The organism is Brevibacillus sp. SIMBA_040 (genome assembly GCF_046535075.1).
Lineage (GTDB): Bacteria > Bacillota > Bacilli > Brevibacillales > Brevibacillaceae > Brevibacillus.
Genome location: NZ_JAWRXI010000395.1, coordinates 1 through 237 on the forward strand (window position 1 = coordinate 1; position 237 = coordinate 237).

The window sequence follows — 237 nt, forward strand, 5'->3', positions numbered from 1 at the left end:
GAGTCGCGACCGACAGAAGTTGCGGGTGCAGATCCTTGCGGACGATCAAGGCTCGCAAGTAGAGCGCGTCGAAGAAGTTGAGGCTTCCGCCGCGACTTTGAGCCGCGGCGAGCTGAATCTCTAGATTTTCGAGCAGTTCGGCCAGTGTTCGTACACCCTTCAGCCCCTTAAGAATGGCACTGTGAAGGTGCTCCACTTCGCCCTTTGCACGCTCAAGAACGTGAAGGCGATTGAGAT

General features: G+C 56.5%; 1 protein-coding gene. It reads right to left on the reverse strand.

The features are described 5' to 3' along the window. A partial coding sequence (locus SB752_RS33230; RefSeq protein WP_410719633.1) for a hypothetical protein occupies window positions 1-237 on the reverse strand: 237 nt, incomplete at both ends.